The 3,947-nt window shown below is 65.1% G+C and carries 3 protein-coding genes; all 3 read right to left on the bottom strand.

The window, feature by feature from the left end:
• Positions 1-597, bottom strand: a 597-nt coding sequence (locus RMO40_RS01590; RefSeq protein ID WP_309715347.1) for a hypothetical protein, incomplete at its 3' end; no start/stop codon positions are given.
• Positions 598-633: 36 nt separating this feature from the next.
• Complete coding sequence (locus RMO40_RS01585; RefSeq protein WP_309715344.1) at positions 634-2,304, bottom strand: SulP family inorganic anion transporter; 1,671 nt, start codon at positions 2,302-2,304, stop codon at positions 634-636.
• Between the two features lie 12 nt (positions 2,305-2,316).
• Positions 2,317-3,947, bottom strand: a 1,631-nt coding sequence (gene metG / locus RMO40_RS01580; protein WP_309715341.1) for a methionine--tRNA ligase, incomplete at its 5' end; no start/stop codon positions are given.

Raw genomic sequence — 3,947 nt, 5'->3', positions numbered from 1 at the left:
CTGGTCCAGCAGGTCAGACCCCACGCGGTGGGCCGGAAAGTCAGCGGTCACCGTCTCCAGGCAGTCCAGGTTGTTGATCTGGAAGCGCAGCTTGCCTTCGTCATGGTCGGGCACCACACGCACCATCAGGGTCAGATCGGCGACGAAACTGAAACGCACCTCTTCGAGCCGGCCGCTCTCGGGGTGGCGCACCCATTGGGTGTCGGGCGAGATTCCGGCCTGCCGCAGCTTGGATTCAAGACGCTCGATCTCGGGCGGAAAGTCTTTGCTCATGGTGAGCGTGCGGCCCGATTTCTGCAGCGCATGGATCACCAGGTGGTCGTAGACCTCCTGGCCGCGGTGCTGCTTGCGCCGCGCGTCGACCCGAAAGTCGCAGCGCTTGAGCCCGTCGAGCGGGGTGCTCTTGTCGAGCGAAAAACGCACCGGCGCCGTGGGCTGCAGCACGTTGAGCTGCTGCGCCAGGTCCAGCCAGTAGTGCCAGACCGTCTTGCAAGCTGCCTCGACGAGCGCGGCGTTGCGCGCGAGGGTGGCGGTGTCGACGGTCTGTTGTGTCTTCAGCGCATCGGCCTGGCGCTTGAGGTCGTCTAGAAATCCCATTTTGAAACTCTCCCTGTTCCCAGGGAAAAGCATAGCTCAGGCAGGCTCGTTGGCCCGTGACAGCGCGGCCCCCAAATGGGCGGTCAGGTTGGCTTTGCCCAGCACGGCGTCGAAGCCGGCGCGGCGGACCAGGGCGTGCGGTTGTTCGTTCAGGTCGCACAGCACCAGGCGCACACCTTGGCGGCTCAACGCGCGGTGCAATTGCATCAGCGCGTCGAGCCCGGAGTTGTCCATCGACACCAGCTGGTGCATCTCCAGCACCACGGCGCGAGTGCCTTCGGGCAGGCCCTGCGCCACGGCCTCGAGTTTGCTCACGGCGCCGAAGAAGAGCGCGCCGTAGAGCCGGTGCACCCGCACGCCGGGCGGGCTGTCGGGCGCTGACTCCACGCGAAACAGCTGGCTCATGCGGTAGATGAAGAAGCCGCAGGCCAGTACCAGGCCGACCTGCAAGGCCACCGTCAAATCGAACACGACGGTCAGGAAGAAGGTGCCCAGCAGCACCGTGCGGTAGGGCACGCTGAAATGCCGCAGCCGGGCGAACTCATGCCACTCGCCCATGTTCCAGGCGGCGAACAGCACGATGCCGGCCAGCACGGCCAGTGGCACGTTGGCCGCCAGGGGGGCTGCCACCAGCACGATGAGCAGCAAGGTGGCGGCGTGCACGATGCCGGCGATCGGGCTGAAGGCGCCGGCGCGGATGCTCGTCACCGTGCGGGCGATGGTGCCGGTGGCGGGGATGCCGCCGAAGAAAGGCACCACGAAGTTGGCCACGCCTTGCGCCATCAGCTCCTGGTTGGGGTCGTGCTTGGGCTGGTCGATCAGGTTGTCGGCAATGCGCGCGCACAGCAGCGATTCGATGGCGCCGAGCAGCGCAATCGTCAGCGTGGGGAACACCAGCTCCTTGGCGCTTTGCCAGCTGAAGGGTGGCAACGCCAGCAGGGGCAGGCTTTGCGGAATGCCGCCGAAGCGTGTGCCGATGGTCTCGACCGGCATCTCCAGCCAGTAGGCCAGCATCGAGAGGCCGACCAGCGCGATGATGGGCCCCGGCACGCGAGCGGCTGTGCGCAGCGTGCGCCCTTCCAGCAGGGCCGGCGACAGCACCGAGTTGCTGGCAAACAGGCGTGGCCATCCGAACAGCATCAGCACGCACAAACCGCCCAGCGCCAGGGCGTAGGGGTTGAGGCTGCCCATGTTCATGGACAGCGCATGCACCTGGGCAAAGAAGTCGCTTGGCAGCTGGTCGATCGACAGGCCCAGCAAGTCCTTGATCTGCGAGAAGGCGATCAGCACCGCGATGCCGTTGGTGAAGCCGATCACGATGGTGACCGGGATATAGCGCACCAGCGCCCCCAGCTTGAAGAGCCCCATCAGGAACAGCAACACGCCGGCCAGCGCGGTGGCGATCAGCAGGTTGGTCAGGCCGTAGCGCAGCAGGATGCCGTACACGATCACGATGAAGGCGCCCGCCGGCCCGCCCACCTGGACGTTGGAGCCGCCCAGCGCCGAGATGATGAAGCCCGCGATGATGGCCGTGAAGATGCCTTGCTCTGGTTTCACGCCCGAGGCGATGGCAAACGCCATGGCCAGTGGCAGGGCCACGATGCCCACCGTGATGCCTGCGCCCAGGTCGGCGAAGAAGCGTTGGCGGTTGTAGCCCTTCAGTGCATCCAGCAGGCGAGGTCGAAAGGGATGCAGGTGAAGGGCCATTGAAGGGATGGGTCAGCGCACTCGCAGGCCAGGTGTGGCGCCGGGCCACGGCTCCAGCACGTACAGGCCGGGGTTGTTCTTTTCGTCGGCGTGCGAGGCCGCAAGAACCATGCCCTCGCTGATGCCGAATTTCATCTTGCGTGGTGCGAGGTTGGCCACCATCACGGTGAACTTGCCGATGAGGTCTGCGGGCTGGTAGGCACTCTTGATGCCGCTGAACACATTGCGCGTCTTGCCCTCGCCCACGTCGAGTGTCAGGCGCAGCAGCTTGTCGGAGCCCTCGACGTGCTCGCAATGGACGATCTTGGCGATGCGCAGGTCGACGCGTGCGAAGTCGTCGATCTTGATTTCATCGGCCAGCGGCTCGCCGCCGGGCGGCGGCGCTTCCACCACGGCCGGCTCGAAGAGGTCGTCGAGCATCTTGGGGTCGACACGTTGCATCACGTGTTTGTATTCGCCGATGGTGTGGGCGCCGAGTGCGCGCGCCGCGTCGGCAAAGTTCATCGGCTCCACCCGCAAGAAGGCCTCGACCTGCGCGGCCAGCGCGGGCAGCACCGGCTTCAGGTAGATGGTGAGCAGGCGGAAGGCCTCGATGCAGACGGTGCACACGTCGTGCAGCACGGCTTCGCGACCCTCTTGTTTGGCCAGCTCCCAGGGCTTGTTCTGGTCGACGTATTCGTTCACCCGGTCGGCCAGCAGCATGATCTCGCGCAAGGCCTTTCCCAGCTCGCGCTCTTCGTACAGCTCGGCGATGGTGGCGCGGTTCGCGCGCAGGCCGTCGAGCAGCACGCGGCCTTCAACGCCCATGTCGCCGGAGAGCTTGCCGCTGAAGCGTTTGGTGATGAAACCCGCGGCGCGGCTCGCGATGTTGACGTACTTGCCGACCAGGTCGGAGTTGACGCGCGCCACAAAATCATCGGGGTTGAAGTCGATGTCTTCGACCCGCGCGTTGAGCTTGGCGGCGATGTAGTAGCGCAGCCATTCGGCGTTCATGCCGAGCTGCAAATACTTGAGCGGCGAGATGCCGGTGCCGCGGCTCTTGCTCATCTTCTCGCCGCTGAGCGAGAGGAAACCGTGCACGAAGATGTGGTTGGGCGTCTTGCGGCCGCTGAAGTGCAGCATGGCCGGCCAGAAGAGCGTGTGGAAGGTGATGATGTCCTTGCCGATGAAGTGCACCTGCTCGACCGCCGGGTCGGCCATGAAGGCATCAAAATCTCGGCCGGTCTTGTCGAACAGGTTTTTCAGCGACGCCAGGTAGCCCACCGGCGCATCGAGCCACACATAGAAGTACTTGCCCGGCGCGTCGGGGATTTCGATGCCGAAGTAGGGCGCGTCGCGGGAGATGTCCCAGTCGTTGAGGCCGACATGGCCCAGCTCGTCGACGGCGAACCACTCCTTGATCTTGTTCAGCACCTCGGCCTGCAGCCGCCCGGGCGCGGTCGTCCATTGCTGCAGAAACTCGATGCAGCGGTCGGACGAGAGCTGAAAGAAGTAGTGCGAGCTGCTCTTGAGCACCGGCGTGGCGCCGCTCAGCGCCGAGTACGGGTTCTTCAGTTCGGTCGGCGCGTACACCGCGCCGCACACCTCGCAGTTGTCTCCGTACTGGTCTTTTGCGCCGCACTTCGGGCACTCGCCCTTGATGT

The sequence above is a fragment of the Rhizobacter sp. genome, assembly GCF_031412075.1.
GTDB lineage: Bacteria > Pseudomonadota > Gammaproteobacteria > Burkholderiales > Burkholderiaceae_C > Rhizobacter.
This window is presented reverse-complemented; position numbering and strand designations above follow the sequence as displayed.

Coding starts and splice junctions, on each gene's coding strand:
- RMO40_RS01585 (WP_309715344.1), bottom strand. CDS start 2,304: ATGGCCCTTCACCTGCATCCCTTTCGACCTCGCCTGCTGGATGCACTG.